This window comes from Ensifer sp. (assembly GCF_035999135.1).
Lineage (GTDB): Bacteria > Pseudomonadota > Alphaproteobacteria > Rhizobiales > Rhizobiaceae > Ensifer.
In genome coordinates this window covers 1-15024 of record NZ_DASYGZ010000154.1, presented here as the reverse complement: position 1 = coordinate 15024, position 15024 = coordinate 1, and the positions used below count along the sequence as shown (strand labels likewise).

The 15024-nt window shown below is 62.9% G+C and carries 14 protein-coding genes and 1 pseudogene; 7 read left to right on the top strand and 8 right to left on the bottom strand.

Annotation, left to right across the window (positions count from 1 at the left end):
• The 3 genes from rpsR to VGO12_RS20440 all read right to left on the bottom strand — a co-directional run.
• The coding region (gene rpsR / locus VGO12_RS20450) for a 30S ribosomal protein S18 (protein ID WP_327497635.1) at positions 1-186 on the bottom strand (186 nt) is incomplete at its 3' end.
• Positions 187-212: 26 nt separating this feature from the next.
• Positions 213-659, bottom strand: a complete 447-nt coding sequence (gene rpsF / locus VGO12_RS20445) for a 30S ribosomal protein S6 (protein ID WP_327497634.1) — start codon at positions 657-659, stop codon at positions 213-215.
• Positions 660-952: 293 nt separating this feature from the next.
• Positions 953-1996 (bottom strand): aldo/keto reductase, encoded by a 1044-nt coding sequence (locus VGO12_RS20440; RefSeq protein ID WP_327514591.1) that lies wholly within the window; start codon positions 1994-1996, stop codon positions 953-955.
• A 340-nt stretch (positions 1997-2336) separates the two neighbouring features.
• Between VGO12_RS20440 and fabD the strand changes: the two genes are divergently transcribed.
• The 7 genes from fabD (at position 2337) to gmk (ending at position 9471) form a co-directional block, all read left to right on the top strand.
• On the top strand, positions 2337-3281 hold the full coding sequence (gene fabD / locus VGO12_RS20435) for an ACP S-malonyltransferase (RefSeq protein WP_327514590.1): 945 nt from the start codon (positions 2337-2339) through the stop codon (positions 3279-3281).
• A gap of 38 nt (positions 3282-3319) precedes the next feature.
• A complete protein-coding gene (gene fabG, locus VGO12_RS20430) occupies positions 3320-4057 on the top strand; it encodes a 3-oxoacyl-[acyl-carrier-protein] reductase (RefSeq protein WP_327497631.1) in 738 nt (245 codons plus the stop codon).
• Between the two features lie 337 nt (positions 4058-4394).
• Complete coding sequence (locus tag VGO12_RS20425; protein WP_003531676.1) at positions 4395-4631, top strand: acyl carrier protein; 237 nt, start codon at positions 4395-4397, stop codon at positions 4629-4631.
• Positions 4632-4851: 220 nt separating this feature from the next.
• The gene (gene fabF / locus VGO12_RS20420) at positions 4852-6117 is read left to right on the top strand and encodes a beta-ketoacyl-ACP synthase II (RefSeq protein ID WP_327514589.1); all 1266 of its coding nucleotides are present in this window, start codon (positions 4852-4854) and stop codon (positions 6115-6117) included.
• Between the two features lie 457 nt (positions 6118-6574).
• On the top strand, positions 6575-7771 hold the full coding sequence (gene mltG, locus VGO12_RS20415; protein ID WP_327514588.1) for an endolytic transglycosylase MltG: 1197 nt from the start codon (positions 6575-6577) through the stop codon (positions 7769-7771).
• A 149-nt stretch (positions 7772-7920) separates the two neighbouring features.
• Positions 7921-8808 carry a YicC/YloC family endoribonuclease gene (locus VGO12_RS20410; protein ID WP_327514587.1) on the top strand — a complete coding sequence of 296 codons (888 nt, stop codon included), beginning with the start codon at positions 7921-7923 and terminating at the stop codon, positions 8806-8808.
• A gap of 3 nt (positions 8809-8811) precedes the next feature.
• Positions 8812-9471, top strand: coding sequence for a guanylate kinase (gmk, locus tag VGO12_RS20405; protein WP_327514586.1), 660 nt, complete (start codon positions 8812-8814; stop codon positions 9469-9471).
• Between the two features lie 79 nt (positions 9472-9550).
• Here the strand turns inward: gmk and rsmA are convergent, their stop codons facing one another.
• From rsmA to VGO12_RS20380, 5 genes and pseudogenes are all read right to left on the bottom strand, one after another.
• Positions 9551-10378 (bottom strand): 16S rRNA (adenine(1518)-N(6)/adenine(1519)-N(6))-dimethyltransferase RsmA, encoded by an 828-nt coding sequence (rsmA, locus tag VGO12_RS20400; protein WP_327514585.1) that lies wholly within the window; start codon positions 10376-10378, stop codon positions 9551-9553.
• Positions 10378-11403, bottom strand: a complete 1026-nt coding sequence (gene pdxA / locus VGO12_RS20395; protein ID WP_327514584.1) for a 4-hydroxythreonine-4-phosphate dehydrogenase PdxA — start codon at positions 11401-11403, stop codon at positions 10378-10380. Before pdxA ends, rsmA begins: the two co-directional genes overlap by 1 nt.
• Before the next feature lie 13 nt (positions 11404-11416).
• On the bottom strand, positions 11417-12355 hold the full coding sequence (locus VGO12_RS20390; RefSeq protein WP_327514583.1) for a peptidylprolyl isomerase: 939 nt from the start codon (positions 12353-12355) through the stop codon (positions 11417-11419).
• A gap of 185 nt (positions 12356-12540) precedes the next feature.
• Positions 12541-14892, bottom strand: a complete 2352-nt coding sequence (locus VGO12_RS20385; RefSeq protein WP_327514582.1) for an LPS-assembly protein LptD — start codon at positions 14890-14892, stop codon at positions 12541-12543.
• Positions 14892-15024: pseudogene (locus tag VGO12_RS20380) on the bottom strand (LPS export ABC transporter permease LptG); the annotation flags it as partial. The gene VGO12_RS20385 and the pseudogene VGO12_RS20380, both read right to left, overlap by 1 nt.

The window sequence follows — 15024 nt, the reverse complement described above, 5'->3', positions numbered from 1 at the left end:
GCGCTGCTTCTTCTGGGAAACGGCCGTGATGCGGGAAGGAACGATCTTGCCGCGCTCGGAAATGTAGCGCTGCAGCAGACGGATGTCCTTGTAGTCGATCCGCGGAGCGTTTGCGCCCGAGAAGGGGCAGGTCTTGCGGCGGCGGTGGAACGGGCGACGAACCGGAGCGGAAGAAACTTCAGCCATTGTCTTTATCTCCTAAAGCTTCTTGATTACGCGCGGTCTTCGCGCGGACGACGCGGGCGGTCTTCGCGGTCGCCACGGTCCGGACGCGGACCACGGTCGCCGAAGCTGCGCTCCGGACGGTCGCCATCGCGACGCGGACGGTCGTCGCGGTCACGCTTCTGCATCATTGCAGACGCGCCTTCTTCGTGCTTCTCAACGGCAATCGTCATGTAACGCAGGACGTCTTCGTTGATGCGCATCTGACGCTCGATTTCGTGAACAGCCGCTGCCGGAGCATCGATGTCCATGAGAACGTAGTGAGCCTTGCGGTTCTTCTTGATGCGGTAGGTGAGGGACTTCAGGCCCCAGTTCTCGACGCGACCGACCTTGCCGCCGTTTGCTTCGAGTACGCCCTTGTACTGCTCGACGAGACCGTCGACCTGCTGCGGCGTGATGTCCTGGCGGGCCAGGAATACGTGTTCATAAAGAGCCATTGTGGCTTGCCTTTCTTGCGTTAATAGCCCGGACCTCGGCGGCTAAGCCTCAACGACTGTTCTTAGTGGCTGGCAGGCAGCCGGCAAGAAAGTGTTGTATCGAGACGGTCGAGAGCGGAGACACGGGAGGCCGGAATGTCTTTACATTCCTGACGGCGCCCCACTTGGGAAACCGGCCCTCCGTTCAGCCACCAGCCAGAAGACCGGGCATTTCGAACAGCGCGCTTATACGCATTTTTCGGCAGAAGGCAAGGCAGGGCTGAAATAAAGACGGCCCTGCCTCTGTCTCGAGGTCAGATCGGCATCGGATAGAGCCGGTGCAGCCGCCTGATTCCGTTCATGACGTCCTGCGACAGATTAAGGTCGGCGGCGCCGAGATTGGTTTTCAGCTGCTCCATCGAGGTGGCGCCGATAATGACCGAGGCCATGAAAGGCCGTGTCAGGCAGAAGGCGATGGCCATCTGCGCCGGATCGAGGCCGTGTTCGCGCGCAAGTTCGACATAACCTTCGACCGCAGGCTCCTGGTGCGGGGTGAACCGGCCGCCAAGGTCGCCGTTGATCGACAGCCGCGATCCGGTGGGTCGCGCGCCGTTGAGGTACTTGCCGCTCAACAGGCCGGCGGCGAGCGGCGAATAGGCAAGCAGGCCCACATCCTCGTGGTGCGACAACTCGGCGAGGTCCAGGTCATAGGCGCGATAGAGAAGATTGTATTCGTTCTGGATCGATGCGACGCGCGGAAGGCCCTGACGCTCCGCCATGTCGATAAACTTCATCGTGCCCCAGGCGGTATCGTTGGAAAGGCCAATGGCCCGAACCTTGCCGGCCTTGACGATATCGTCGAGCTTGTCGAGGATCGCTCTGAGGTCGGTGGCGACGTGCGCCTTGTCCTGCTTGGCAGGATCATAGGACCAGGCGTTGCGGAAATGATAGTGGCCGCGGTTCGGCCAGTGGATCTGGTAGAGGTCGACATAGTCGGTCTTCAGCCGCTTGAGGCTGGCGTCGATCGCCTCGCCGATGCCTTCCGGGGTCGTCGGGCCGCCGCTGCGGATATAGGGGCGGCCGGGTCCGGCGACCTTGGTCGCCAGCACGACGTCGTCGCGGCGGCCGCGCTTTGCCAGCCACTCGCCAATGATGCGCTCGGTGTTGCCGTAGGTCTCGGACGAAAGCGGCGTCGTCGGATAGAGTTCCGCCGTGTCGATGAAGTTCACGCCCTTTTCGAAGGCATGGTCCAGTTGTTCGTGTGCTTCTGCGACGGAGTTCTGCGAGCCCCAGGTCATGGTGCCAAGGCAGATTTCCGAAACCTTCATGTCCGTGCGGCCGAGCCTGTTGTAACGCATGGATCGAGATTCCTCGTGAAAAGGCGCGTGTCGACCGTGGGAGGAAGGGTGTCGCGCCGGGATGGGTGATGGCTGCCGCCCGCGCGATAGCGAAGGTCAGGCCGGCCTTGGGCGGCAAACTTACGCCTTGATTGATGAAGATCAAGGGCAAAAGGCGTCGTTGGCCCTGTCCGTCCGGCCCTCCAAGCTTGACTCGCCGTTCAGGAATGTGAATGGAGAGGAAACTAGGGCCGGATGAGGAAATGTATCTCCGCCTCCGCTCCAACTCATAAGAACCGATCACTATGATGTTGTGTCGATGCGACCCAAAATCCTAGTGATCTAGGGAAGGGACTATCCCATGAGCATTGCATTCACGTTCCCCGGCCAGGGCAGCCAGGCTGTCGGCATGGGCAAGGAACTGGCGGACGCGTTTCCGCAGGCAGCGGCGGTCTTTGCCGAAGTCGACGAGGCGCTCGGCGAGAAGCTGTCGGACGTCATGTGGAACGGCCCGGAGGAAACGCTGACGCTGACGGCGAACGCTCAGCCGGCGCTGATGGCCGTTTCGATGGCAGTCATCCGGGTGCTTGAAGCCAAGGGGCTCGACCTTAAGAGCAAGGTGTCTTTCGTCGCCGGCCATTCGCTCGGTGAATATTCGGCGCTCTGTGCCGCCGGGACCTTCTCGATCGCCGACACGGCCCGCCTGCTGCGCATCCGCGGCAACGCCATGCAGGCCGCAGTCCCGGTCGGTAAGGGCGCTATGGCCGCGATCATCGGTCTCGAACATGCCGACGTCGACGCCATCTGCCGCGAGGCATCCGCACTCGGCTCCTGCCAGATCGCCAACGACAATGGCGGCGGGCAGCTGGTGATCTCCGGCGAGAAGGCGGCGGTCGAGAAGGCTGCGGCGCTTGCCTCCGAAAAGGGCGCCAAGCGCGCCTTGATGCTGCCGGTCTCCGCACCTTTCCATTCGAGTCTGATGGCGCCTGCTGCCGAGGCGATGCGCGAGGCGCTGGCCAAGGTCGAAAAGCGCACGCCCGTTGTGCCTATTGTCGCCAACGTGCTCGCCGCACCGGTCAGTGATGCCGACGAGATCGCCCGTCTGCTGGTGGAGCAGGTCACCGGCCAGGTCCGCTGGCGCGAGACCGTCGAGTGGTTTGCGGCCAACAATGTCACCACGCTCTATGAACTCGGCTCGGGCAAGGTGCTGACCGGGCTTGCCCGCCGCATCGACAAGGCCGTCAACGGCATCGCCGTCAATACGCCTGCCGACATCGACGCGGCACTTGCGGCTCTGCTCGCATAAGCCGTCGAACAAGCGCACAGTTACAAGGAACCAATCAGATGTTCGATCTTTCCGGCCGCAAGGCTCTCGTCACCGGCGCTTCCGGTGGTATCGGCGAAGAAATCGCCCGCATGCTGCACGCCCAGGGCGCGACCGTCGGTCTGCACGGCACCCGCGTCGAGAAGCTGGAAGCGCTTGCCAACGAGCTTGGCGAGCGCGTGCAGCTCTTCCCGGCAAACCTTTCGGACCGCGCCGAAGTCAAGGCGCTCGGTGAAAAGGCCGAGGCCGAACTCGGCGGCGTCGACATCCTCGTCAACAATGCCGGCATCACCAAGGACGGCCTCTTCGTGCGCATGAGCGACGAGGACTGGGACGCCGTTCTCGAGGTCAACCTGACGGCTGTCTTCCGCCTGACGCGCGAACTCACCCATCCGATGATGCGCCGCCGTTTCGGCCGCATCGTCAACATCACCTCGATCGTCGGCGTCACCGGCAATCCGGGCCAGGCCAACTACTGCGCCTCCAAGGCCGGCATGATCGGCTTTTCCAAGTCGCTGGCGCAAGAGATCGCGACCCGAAACGTCACCGTCAACTGCGTTGCGCCGGGCTTCATCGAAAGCGCCATGACCGGCAAGCTGAACGACAAGCAGAAGGACGCGATCATGGGCGCGATCCCGATGAAGCGCATGGGCACGGGCGCCGAAATCGCCTCGGCCGTCGCTTATCTCGCATCCAATGAAGCGGGCTACGTCACCGGACAGACGATTCACGTCAACGGCGGCATGGCGATGATCTGACGCTGTGTCCGGGACGTGCAGGCAGCCCGCCGAGATTGTGCGCAGGGCAGCATTCAACGTCCCGGCCTGCCGCCTGCCAAATGCCTGAAATTCAATGTTGAGCAAGCGAATGACAGGCATTTTCGGACTTTGCGACAGCGTTAAACCGTGTTAATCGGGCCATGACTGTTAGCAGTCGACCGGTCCCGCCAGGCGTCCGGCAGCCTTGGCTGCCTTGGGTTTGCCGCAGATCCGGTTGGATGGATTGCCGGGTAGGCCATCTTGGTCTATCAGGCTTACATAAGAGTACCGGTGCCGGATCAGGCGCCTACAGAAACGAAGGTCGAGGAACTCCGACATGAGCGATATCGCAGAACGCGTAAAGAAAATTGTTATTGATCATCTTGGCGTCGACGCCGAAAAGGTCAGCGAAGGCGCAAGCTTCATCGATGATCTCGGCGCGGACTCGCTCGACACCGTCGAACTGGTCATGGCTTTCGAAGAAGAATTCGGCGTTGAAATTCCTGACGATGCCGCTGACTCGATCCTGACCGTCGGCGACGCCGTCAAGTTCATCGAAAAGGCCCAGGCCTGATATCGAAGCGGCTTCGGCCGTGGGACGGGCCGCGTATAGCGGCCCGTTTAGCCCAGGGAAGTGGGCGGTCCCGCATCGCGCGTGGGTTTCGATCAGCAAGCGTTCCCCGCATTTGCCTCTGATCGTGAATTAAGAACCTTAAAATGGATGCCCGGATCGGGTTCGTTGCACGTGGTCCGATCCGGCTCTGAAACTGAAAGATCAGGGTGGGTCGCGGACTATGAGACGTGTCGTTATCACCGGTACCGGCATGGTATCTCCCTTGGGTTGCGGAACTGAGGCGACATGGACGCGCCTCCTTGCCGGGCACAACGCTGCCCGCAAGGTCACCGAATTCGAGGTCGAGGACCTTCCTGCCAAGATCGCCTGCCGCATCCCCTTCGGCGACGGCACCGATTCAACCTTCAATGCCGACGACTGGATGGAGCCGAAGGAGCAGCGCAAGGTCGATCCCTTCATCGTCTACGCGATGGCTGCCGCTGACATGGCGCTTGCCGATGCCGGCTGGAAGCCGCAAACGGACGAGGACCAGATCGCAACCGGCGTCCTGATCGGGTCGGGCATCGGTGGCCTCGAAGGCATCGTCGAAGGCGGCTATACGCTGCGCGACAAGGGTCCGCGCCGGATCTCGCCCTTCTTCATTCCCGGCCGCCTCATCAATCTTGCTTCCGGCCAGGTGTCGATCCGCCACAAGCTGCGCGGTCCGAACCACTCTGTCGTTACCGCCTGTTCGACCGGCGCCCATGCCATCGGCGACGCGAGCCGCCTGATCATGCTTGGCGACGCCGACGTGATGGTTGCCGGCGGCGCGGAATCGCCGATCTGCCGGATTTCGCTGGCCGGCTTCGCCGCCTGCAAGGCGCTGTCGACGCAACACAACGACGACCCTCAAAAGGCCTCGCGCCCCTACGACATCGACCGTGACGGCTTCGTCATGGGCGAGGGCGCTGGCGTCGTCATCCTTGAGGAACTCGAGCACGCCAAGGCGCGCGGCGCCAAGATCTATGCGGAAGTTGTCGGCTATGGTCTTTCCGGCGACGCCTTCCACATCACTGCGCCGTCGGAAGACGGTGACGGCGCCTATCGTTGCATGCAGATGGCACTGAAGCGCGCCGGGCTGACGGCTGCCGATATCGACTACATCAACGCCCACGGCACCTCGACGATGGCCGATACGATCGAGCTCGGCGCGGTCGAGCGCCTGGTCGGCGAGCACGCCTCGAAGATCTCGATGTCCTCGACCAAGTCGGCGATCGGCCATCTGCTGGGTGCCGCCGGTGCGGTCGAAGCGATCTTCTCGGCGCTGGCGATCCGTGACAACGTCGCACCGCCGACCCTCAATCTCGACAATCCGTCGGTTGAGACGAAGATCGACCTGGTGCCGCATGTTGCCCGCAAGCGTGAGATCAATGTGGCGCTGTCGAACTCCTTCGGCTTCGGTGGCACCAATGCCTCGCTGGTCCTGCGCCGTTACACCGGCGCGTGATCGTCCGGCCTTGCCCGGTCCGATCATTGCGTCGGCGTTCTTCTGACGCGATGATCCAGCTTTTGCCGTATTGCTCGTTACAAGCATGTTTCGGGAGGAGGGCGTCGCCAGCCAGGGTGGCGCTTGCCGACCGCTATGTTCGCGCAAGGCATGTCTGTCAGATTGCCAATTAGCTATTGCCTTGGAGCGCGGCTCGCCCGGTAATTCACCGTGGGCTGCAGCTTCGGATCAAAGTGTCGGGCGTCCGCCGCGTTCTCTTGAACGGACGGCGATTCGACACATTTCTGTGGTTCTTCGGTGAGATTGCACCCGGGCCGCGGATCTCTTTGTAACAAGACTGCGGTACGCCGGCCGATTGGGCGGCGCCGTATTGAATTCAGCCTGCCAAGGTCCAGTCCGAAATTCGCACCGGAAGCAGGAACAGAATGAGGCCGCGAATTTCGGGTTCGGGATAATCGTGAGCGACACAAACGACAACGGCGCGGCGCAATTCGGCCGCAGTGAAAACGCGAGCAACGGGCCGATCATTCCGAAATCGGCAAACGAGGCGCTGCGTCCGGAAAAGGTGCCGCAACCGCCCAGGCGGTCACGCAAGGCCCGCAGCCAGGTCGTCATCTTCCTGAACTTCGTCATGACCATCATCGTGTTTGCGGCACTCGCCGCCGCCGGCACGGTCTACTACGCCATGCATCAATACGAGAAGCAGGGCCCGCTGCAGGCAAACCAGAACTTCATCGTTCGCGGCGGCGCGGGCATGAGCGAAATCGCCAGCGGCCTTGAGCGTAGCAATATCATCACGGACGCAAGGGTCTTCCGTTTCGTTTCGGAAGCCTATCTGGACAACGAGACGCTGAAGGCCGGCGAATACGAGATCAAGGCTGGCTCGTCGATGCAGGAGGTCATGCAGCTTCTGAAGTCGGGCAAGTCGATCCTCTACTCCGTCTCCCTGCCCGAAGGCCTGACCGTCAAGCAGATGTTCCGCAAGCTGTCGGATGATCCCGTTCTGATCGGCGACCTGCCGGCAGAGTTGCCGGCCGAGGGGTCGCTGATGCCGGACACCTACAAGTTCACCCGCGGCACCAAGCGCGGCGAAATCGTCCAGCAGATGGCTGCGGCCCAGAAGGCCTTGGTCGGCCAGATCTGGGAAAAACGTGATCCCAACCTGCCGGTTTCCACCGTCGAGGAACTGGTAACGCTTGCCTCGATCGTGGAAAAGGAAACCGGCCGCGCCGACGAGCGTCCGCGCGTCGCCTCCGTTTTCATCAACCGGCTCGACAAGGGCATGCGGCTGCAGTCCGACCCGACGATCATCTACGGCATCTTCGGCGGTGACGGAAAGCCTGCCGATCGCCCGATCCTGAAGTCCGATATCGACAAGCAGACGCCGTACAATACCTATATCATCAAGGGCCTGCCGCCGACCCCGATCGCCAATCCCGGTCGCGCGGCGCTGGAAGCGGTCGCCAACCCGTCGCGCACGCCGGAACTCTACTTCGTCGCCGACGGTACCGGTGGTCACGTGTTCGCCGAGACGCTCGACGAGCACAATGCCAATGTCCGGCGCTGGCGCAAGGTCGAGGCCGAGAGGGCGGCGGAGGCGGCGAAAGCCGCAGCGGACGCAGAGCCGGGTGCTACGGCGACCCAGTCGCAGTAACGACGTCTGGCCGACGGCCGCGCCGTCGAAGCGACGAAGCCGCGGAATGTGCCTTGCATTGTGGACTTGACGAATCACGGCGCGGATATCCCTTGCGGGATGCCGCGCCGTCGCCTTATTGCTTCTGCTGAAACGCAACGGAGGTGATGATGCCGCTCCAATCGATGACCGGCTTTGCCCGCAAGGAAGGCTCAAGCGGCCGCCGCCGGTGGGCCTGGGAGCTGCGCTCCGTCAACGGCAAGGGCCTTGATCTGAGGCTGCGCCTGCCGCAGGGGCTGGAACGCTTCGAGCCCGAGGTTCGAAAGCTCGCCGGCGACTGTTTCTCGCGCGGCAATCTGCAGGTCGGCCTGTCGGTCAGTGGCGGAGAGGCGGCCGTCGAGGCTGTGGTCAACCAGGCGGCGCTGACGGCCGTTCTGAACCTGCGCGAGCAACTGGGCGATCTCGTCGATCCGGCGCCGCTGAAGTTTGACACGCTCCTTTCGATCCGCGGCATCGTCGACTTCCGCGAACCGGAGGAAAGTGAAGAGGAGCGCGCTGCCCTCGATGCCGATATCCTCGAAGGGCTGCGGCTAGCGCTTTCCGACCTGCGAACCATGCGCGAAGAGGAAGGAGCGGCACTCTGTCAGATCCTGCTCTCCCACGTCGAGACCATCGAGACGCTGACGGCGACCGTCGAGGCCGACCCTTCGCGCAGTGCGGCGTCAATCGCCGAGCGGCTTGCCCAGCAGGTTGCGCTGGTGATGGACAACGGCTCGTCGCTCGACCGGGAGCGCCTTCATGCCGAAGTCGCGCTGCTTGCCACCAAGGCGGATCTTCGCGAAGAGATCGACCGTCTTGGCTCCCACATCGTCGCTGCGCGCGACCTCCTTTCGAGAGGCGGGCCGGTCGGCCGCAAGCTCGATTTCCTCGCGCAGGAATTTAACCGCGAATCGAATACAATCTGTTCCAAGTCGAACGCGTCCGCCATTTCGGCGGCGGGGATCGAATTGAAGGTCGTCATCGACCAGTTCCGCGAACAGGTCCAGAATCTGGAGTAAGACATGAACCCGGCGACCCCTTCGCCCATCAAGATCGCCCGCCGTGGGCTGATGCTCGTCATTTCCTCGCCGTCCGGCGCGGGCAAGTCGACGATCGCGCGCAACCTCCTAGAAGCCGATCCGGAGATGAGCATCTCGGTCAGCGTGACGACCCGCCAGCGGCGTCCGAGCGAAATCGACGGACGGCACTATCATTTCAAGACGATCCGCGAGTTCGAGGCGCTGCGGGCAACCGATTCGCTGCTCGAATGGGCTGAGGTCCACGGCAATTTCTATGGCACGCCGCGCGACGCGGTCGAGGCGGCCATGGCCGCCGGCCGCGACATGCTCTTCGACATCGATTGGCAGGGCGCCCAGCAGCTGCAGGAAAAGATGGCAGGCGACGTCGTGTCGATCTTCATCCTGCCGCCGTCGATGGCCGAGCTGCAGTCGCGCCTGCACAGGCGCGCCGAGGACAGCCAGGAGGTGATCGCCACAAGGCTTGCCAATTCCCGCGCCGAGATCGAGCACTGGCGCGAATACGACTACATCGTTCTCAACGATGACCTCGATCGTGCGTTTTCCGCTGTCCGTTCGATCGTCGAGGCCGAGCGCCTGCGCCGCGACCGGCGTCCAGGCCTGTTCGATTTCGTCAACGGGCTGCTGACGGAAAACCCGTTCTAAGGATCGCAAACAAAAATGGCTCCTTCCGGAGCCATTTTTGTTTGTATCTTGAGCCGCGGACGCGATCGGCAGCTCTGCCCTAAAGGCAATTGGCGAGCCGGCAGAACTCGTCCACCGAGAGCGTTTCCGCGCGGCGCTGCGGATCGATATCGGCCTTTGCCAGAAGCGCCTCGCCGCCGAGCGGCTTCAGGCTCTGGCGCAGCATCTTGCGGCGTTGGCCGAAGGCCGCGTGCGTTACCTTTTCAAGGGCTGCGACCGGGCAGGGGATTGGGTTCTCTACCGGCTCCAGATGCACCACTGACGACGTCACCTTGGGCGGTGGCGTGAAGGCCTGCGGCGGCACGTCGAAGGCCATCCGTGCCCGCGTACGCCAACCACAGAGCACGCCGAGGCGCCCATAGTGGTCGTCATCGGCCGCAGCGACGATCCTGAGGCCCACTTCGCGCTGGAACATCAGCGTCAGCGACTGCCAGAACGGCGGCCAGCTCTCGGGCAACAGCCAGTTCACGAGCAGTTGCGTGCCGACATTGTAGGGCAGGTTCGCGATGATCTTCACCGGACCGTCGTCGGCCAATGTTTCGAAGGGCGTCTTCAACGCATCGCCCTCGATGACCTGCAAGCGGCCCGGATAGTGCGCGCCGATTTCGGCAAGCGCCGGCAGGCAGCGTGCGTCCCGCTCGATCGCGATTACCTTCTTGGCGCCGAGCGCGAGGATCGCCCGGGTGAGGCCACCCGGTCCGGGTCCGACCTCGATGACCGTGACCCCTTCGAGCGAACCGGCGGTCCGCGCAATCTTCTGCGTCAGGTTGAGGTCAAGCAGGAAGTTCTGTCCAAGCGCCTTCTTGGCGTCGAGGCCGTGGCGCTGGATGACGTCGCGTAAGGGGGGGAGGCCGTCAAGCGCCGCCATCAGCGGTTATCTCCTGGCGTATTGGCCGCGAGCGTCGCGGCGAGGTCGAGTGCGGCCCGGAGGCTGTCGTTGCGCGCGACGCCTTTACCGGCAAGACCGAAGGCCGTGCCGTGATCGGGCGAGGTGCGAATGAAAGGCAGGCCGAGCGTGACGTTGACACTATCATCGAAGCCGAGCGCCTTGGCGGGGATCAGCGCCTGGTCGTGGTACATGCAAATCGCCACGTCATAGGTCTCGCGCGCCCGATCATGGAACATCGTGTCGGCCGGCAGCGGACCCACCGCGTCGATGCCTTCTGCGCGCAGGCGATCGATGACAGGGCGGATGACGGCGTCGTCTTCCAGCCCCAACGCGCCGTTTTCGCCGGCGTGCGGGTTGAGCCCGGCAATGGCGAGCCTTGGCCGGGCGAGCCCGAAGCGGTTGCTAAGGTCGGCCGCGGTTATCGCGCAGGTGCGATAGATCAGATCCGGCGTCAGCTGGTCCGGCACGTCTTTCAGGGGAATGTGGATGGTGACCGGAACCGCGCGCAGTTTCGGACCTGCGAGCAGCATCACCGGCAGCAGGTTTTGTCCGGTCGCCTTTTCCGCGAGATCCGCCAGATATTCGGTATGGCCCGGAAAGCGGAAGCCTGCGTCGTAAAGCACCGATTTGGCTATCGGGTTCGTCACGACGGCGGTCGCCTCACCGTCCATCACCAGCCGGACGGCCGCGTCGATCGCGCCAATGACGGCGCTGGCATTCGCCGAAATGGGATTTCCGGCAACGACCGGGGCAGGGCAGGAAACGGGTAGAACCGGCAGCGCCGTATCAAATGCGGCAAGGGCGCTGGCAGCGTCTGTCTCGCGGATCGGCACGTCGAGGCCGAGCGTTGCTGCGCGCGCGGCAAGCACCGCGGGATCGCCGATGAAGAGGAAGGGTGCCGTCGCGTGGTCGCGGCGGCCAAGCCAGGATACAAGGCTGATGTCCGGACCGATGCCGGCCGGATCGCCCATGCTCAGGGCGAGGGGGCCGGTTGGTTCACGCATGGTGCCGCTTTGCTTACCTGTTGACGATCTGCGCCTTCTTGCGCAGTTCCTCGAGATACTTCTCGCTGTTGGGGTCTTCGCCTTCAGCCTTCTTCTTGCCGATGTCCTCGGCGCGGAAGACGATCTCGGCAGCCGTATCGTCGTTGACTTCCCGCTTCTTGCAGATCGCGAGGTACTCGACGCCCTTTTCGGTCACGCGGGTACCGGTGGTGCCGTTCTCGGCCGCCTTCTCGATCAGCGGCTTCCAATCGTCCGGCAGTTGCTGGGCCAGCATGCGGCCGAGGCTGCGGATGGAAACGTCACGGTAGTTGGCAGCAAACGCCTTGGAGGTTTCGCAACCCGGGAACTGGGCGCGCGACGCATTGGCTTCGGCCTGCCGCTTGGCCGTGATCGCGCCACGCTTCTTTTCGGGAATGACGAAGATCACCTGCTGCAGGAAGTACTCCGTGGTCACCGGCTTCTCGCCGCCGCCAGCCATCATGCGCTTGACGAGGTCAGCACCCTGGAGACGGTTGGAGTTGCCGTAGCGGAAGTTGACGGCGCGTGGCCAGCTCATCTGGACGGCGACGAACTGCTTGAAATGGTCGGGGCCCACGCCGGCCTGATCAAGGATCTTGCCGAGCTGTTCGGTCGAAAGCTTGTTGCCGGCGGCAAAACGGGCATAGGCGGCTTCGACGTCCTGGGTGCTGACGGATTGGCCGAGGCGCGCGATCTCCGCGCGCTTCAGGACCTCGTCGACGAGTTGCTTCTTGGCCTCGTCGGCGCCGCCCTTCTGCCGCTGCAGACGCAGGAAGGCCACGCGCTTGGCTATGTCGCCCGAGGTGATCACCGTGTTGTTGACCGTGACCTTGACCTGGCTTGCCGCCTGCGCGCCCGAAAGCGCCGCAAAGCTCAGTGTGCCAGCCAAGGCCAGTGCCGAAAGCGTCCTCAAGATCGACATTTTCCCGCCCATTATCTTTTCCTGTCTGCCGTACGATCACCGTCGACCGGCTTTTTCTGCCCGCCGGCGTTGCGCCGTTGCCTTAATCTTGTCGGAGGGAATGCATAATACATGCGGCCAAACGATGACAAGACCGTTTGACCGCCCTGAAATCAACGAATGGGCGAACATACGCTCGCCCATTCGCGCCGATGGCATCAATAATAGTCCAGCTCTTCAAACTTCGTGTCGCCGACATTGACGTCGCCGAGCGTGCGGAAGCTGATTCTGGCGCCGATGGACCAGTCGTTCGCCAACGTGCTGTCGGTGTCGCGCTCCTGCTTGTAGACGAGCGAGAACAGGGTGTCCTGATCGTCATAGGTAATGCCGAAGCCGTTGCGCGAGATGACGTCCTTGTTGATGTCGTAGGTGATGGCACCGAAGACCGACCAGTAGTCATGGAACTTGTAGGCAGCAGCGGTCTGGATTTCGTCCTGATCCGACTGCGAGCCATAAAGCGGCTGGGCTTCGATGCGCGTATACGTCATCGCTGCCTGCCATGTCATGCCGAGGTAGCCGACGGTCGCATCCGCACGACGCAGCGCCAGGTCCTTTTCATCCAGACGGCCGGAAAGGCTGGCCATCAGGCCGGACGGCGCATCGACGCCGAACATGGCGACATAGTCGGACCGCTTGGATTCCAGACCGGAATTCGCGCCGGCCTTGACCAGGTCGTCGGTTGCAAACGAGTTCAGCCCGCCAAGGTGGAAGGACTGGCCGACGATGCCGCGCAGGCCGTAGCCGCTGTCGAACGTGCCGGTATAGCGCATGCCGATATTGGCGCGGGTGCCGCCTTCGATGCGGTCGAAGCCCGAGAACTTGTCGCGATCGAACAGGTTGGTCGCGTCGAACACGAAGCTCTGGGCATCTTCGTTCGGCAGGCCGCCGGCTTTCTGCTCGTCGGGGCGGGCATAGAGCTGAGCGATCGGCTCCAGCACATGGCTGCTGTCTTCGCCCACGAACAGGATCGGATAGCGCGCCTCGAGACCGGCCGTCAGCATGCGCCGCGTCGCTGCGTCGCTGGTGGTGTAGTCACCGGTATAGAGCGGGCCGGGCGCATCCATGTTGAGGCCGATGGCGTCACCGCGCGCCGCCAGAAGCGGCGTGATCAGGAGGCCGCCTGGAGCGATGAAGGTACGCTTCCATTCGAGCTCGCCGGTCAGGCGGTGAGACGTGCCCTCAAGACCGCGAAAGCGGTTGACGACGCCGGGGACGACGTTGAGATCAAGCCGGTTGCGCTTGACGTTCGTCAGGTTGACGGTCGCCGAGAGCTCGCCGCCAAGGACCGGATCGGGTGCCTTGTAGGAGTAGTCGAGAACCTGCGCCGTCGGCTGCTGGTTTTCGGCAATGCTGTTCGGATCCGCGTCCTGAATGTCGAAGTAGAAGGCGCGCAGGTCGAAGTAGTTTCGCTTGCCGAGACCGGTGAGGTACGCCTGGTTGATGTAGGTCGTACCGTCGAAATCCGACAGTTCATAGGTCTTGGCGAAGTTGTTGTCCGACTGGACGAGCACGTTCCAGCCAAAGGTCCAGCGCGGGTTGATCTCGAATTCGCCCTTGGACGCCACCATGCCGCGCTCGCGCTCCAGCGCGTCGACCGTGCCTGGGGTGAACTGCGTGCGGTCGAGCTGGCTGATGCCGGCGACGCGCAGCGTGTGAAGGCCGTTGTGGAAACGCTGGCGGAACTCGCCCTCCAGCAGGAATCCCTGCTTGGTCAGGCCGGTCAATGTCGCGGTTGCGTCCATGTAGGGCGAAATCGCCCAGTAATACGGAACGCCGACGCCGACGCCGAGCTTCTGCGCCGAGCGGAACTGCGGGAACAGGAAGCCGCTCTTCCGCTTGACCGTGTGGTCGGGCATTTCCATGACCGGGATATAGGCGATCGGCATGCCGAACAGCTCGAAGCGGGCCTTTTCAAGCCGGATCGTGCGTGTGCGGCCATTCTGGATGACGCGCTGGGCCTTGATATGCCAGAGCGACCGATGCTCCGGCTTGGTCGTGCAGGGCGTGCAGGCCGTATAGACGGCCTCGTTCAGGATGAATTCCTCGCCGTTGCGTCGCTCGCCGCTCGTGGCGGCAAGCCGGGTCAGGTCGGTTGTCTCGATGCGCAGCGCGTCGACGAAGCCGTTGCCGAAATCGTCGGTGACATCCATCTTGTCGGCGTAGACGACATTGCCGCCCGGCTCGACCAGCTGCACTTCGCCGATCGCGTGTATGCGGCCCGCCTTCTGGTCGTACTCGACCTGGCGGGCCACCATCTTGTAGCCGCCGTAGTCGATCTGCACGTTGCCGCGCACGATCACCTTTTCGGCGTCCTTGTTGTAGACAAGCTCATTGGCGGACAGAAGCAGCTTGGCGTCTTCCGGCATGTTCGGGCGCAGCGAATCGAGGCGCTCCGAAGTCTGCTGCGCCATCGCAGGCGCACTCATTCCCATGGCAAGTGTCTGCAACGCCACGCCCGCGAGCAGGGCAGCGTTGATCAGCCTTATACGTTTGCGGTTCACTACCGCCACTAGCCATCCTCCTGATTTAAAAGAATCGTCGAGCCCAGCGCCATCGCTACAACAACTGGCAACCAGGCTGCAACGAAAGGAGGCACAATGCCGCTGCTCCCGAATGCTTTGACAAGCACGGTGACGACATAA

What these genes read in the sequence shown, in the direction of transcription:
- rpsF (WP_327497634.1), bottom strand. Translation starts at nt 659, where the DNA reads ATGGCTCTTTATGAACACGTATTCCTGGCCCGCCAGGACATCACGCCG.
- VGO12_RS20440 (WP_327514591.1), bottom strand. Translation starts at nt 1,996, where the DNA reads ATGCGTTACAACAGGCTCGGCCGCACGGACATGAAGGTTTCGGAAATC.
- fabD (WP_327514590.1), top strand. Translation starts at nt 2,337, where the DNA reads ATGAGCATTGCATTCACGTTCCCCGGCCAGGGCAGCCAGGCTGTCGGC.
- fabG (WP_327497631.1), top strand. Translation starts at nt 3,320, where the DNA reads ATGTTCGATCTTTCCGGCCGCAAGGCTCTCGTCACCGGCGCTTCCGGT.
- VGO12_RS20425 (WP_003531676.1), top strand. Translation starts at nt 4,395, where the DNA reads ATGAGCGATATCGCAGAACGCGTAAAGAAAATTGTTATTGATCATCTT.
- fabF (WP_327514589.1), top strand. Translation starts at nt 4,852, where the DNA reads ATGAGACGTGTCGTTATCACCGGTACCGGCATGGTATCTCCCTTGGGT.
- VGO12_RS20410 (WP_327514587.1), top strand. Translation starts at nt 7,921, where the DNA reads ATGCCGCTCCAATCGATGACCGGCTTTGCCCGCAAGGAAGGCTCAAGC.
- gmk (WP_327514586.1), top strand. Translation starts at nt 8,812, where the DNA reads ATGAACCCGGCGACCCCTTCGCCCATCAAGATCGCCCGCCGTGGGCTG.
- rsmA (WP_327514585.1), bottom strand. Translation starts at nt 10,378, where the DNA reads ATGGCGGCGCTTGACGGCCTCCCCCCCTTACGCGACGTCATCCAGCGC.
- pdxA (WP_327514584.1), bottom strand. Translation starts at nt 11,403, where the DNA reads ATGCGTGAACCAACCGGCCCCCTCGCCCTGAGCATGGGCGATCCGGCC.
- VGO12_RS20390 (WP_327514583.1), bottom strand. Translation starts at nt 12,355, where the DNA reads ATGGGCGGGAAAATGTCGATCTTGAGGACGCTTTCGGCACTGGCCTTG.